This window comes from Nostocoides japonicum T1-X7 (assembly GCF_001046855.1).
Classification (GTDB): Bacteria; Actinomycetota; Actinomycetes; order Actinomycetales; family Dermatophilaceae; genus Nostocoides; species Nostocoides japonicum.
Window position 1 is genome coordinate 5,134,532 of sequence record NZ_HF570958.1, and the last position, 1,264, is coordinate 5,135,795.

Genomic DNA, 1,264 nt, shown 5'->3' on the forward strand with positions numbered 1-1,264 from the left:
CCGCCATCCGGTCGGCCGGGGTGGTGCACAGGCCCCGATCGGGTGCCAGACCGCCAGGGCGGGAGGATGCCGAGCCGGACCGCGCGGGCGGCACGCGGCATACAGTGCCTGGTATGCCGTCCGATGCCGATGCCGATGCCGTCACGAGGACCGCCAACCGCCGCGACCTGGAGGAGGGCATCCGCACGGACTTCTCCGAGGACCTGTCCTACGGCACCTATCTCGACCTCGACCGGCTCCTGTCGGCGCAGCATCCGCGCAGCGACCCGCCGCAGCACGACGAGCTGCTGTTCATCATCCAGCACCAGACGAGCGAGCTGTGGCTCAAGCTCCTCGTCCACGAGCTCCGCTCGGCGCGCTCACTCCTCATGGCCGACGAGCTGCAGCCGGCGCTCAAGCGGCTCGCACGGGTCAAGCACATCCAGCACACGCTGACCGACCAGTGGGCTGTCCTCGCGACGCTCACGCCGAGCGAGTACGCCCAGATCCGGCCGTGGCTCGCGACGAGCAGCGGGTTCCAGAGCTACCAGTACCGCGCCGTCGAGTTCCTCCTCGGCAACAAGAACGTCGACATGGTGCGGGTCTTCGACCACGACGACGCGGCCCACCACATGCTCGACGAGCTGCTCCACGAGCCGAGCCTCTACGACGTCTTCCTCGCCTACCTGTCGCGCCGCGGCTACGCCATCCCGCAGGACGTCCTCGACCGCGACGCGACCCAGCCGCCCGCTCTCCACGAGGGGCTCGTCGACGTCTTCGCCGCGGTGTACGCCGCCCCCGGCGAGCACTGGGGGGTCTACGAGACGTGTGAGGAGCTCGTCGACATCGAGGACAACTTCCAGGAGTGGCGGTTCCGGCACCTGCAGGTCGTCACCCGGACGATCGGGCACAAGCCGGGGACGGGCGGCAGCAGCGGTGTCGACTTCCTGCGCCGCGCGCTCGACCTCACCTTCTTCCCCGAGCTGTATGCCGTCCGGTCGCGGATCCCCTGAGCACCCCGACCGCCCGCGCCCGTCCGTGTCACGCCCGTCCATGCCAGGTCGGAAGGGGCAGGGCCGGGCGAGGCGAGCAGCTTTATCGGGTCACCCCACAACCCCGAGTCCACGCTTTATCGGGTGACCCCGGAACACTGAGCTTCACCGGACTTCCCTTCTCGGGTGAAGCTCAGTCTTCCGGGGTGACCCCGAAGACTCGTGGCCGGCCCGGACCAGCTTTATCGGGTCACCCGATAAAGCTGGTGGGCCAAGGCCCCCCGGCGTCCCCG

1 protein-coding gene is annotated in these 1,264 nt (G+C 69.5%); it reads left to right on the forward strand.

Translation table 11 applies throughout. The features are described from left to right. Positions 1-113: 113 nt before the first annotated feature. Positions 114-992, forward strand: coding sequence for a tryptophan 2,3-dioxygenase (locus tag BN12_RS23170; protein ID WP_048551271.1), 879 nt, complete (start codon positions 114-116; stop codon positions 990-992). The last annotated feature ends 272 nt before the right edge of the window (positions 993-1,264 follow it).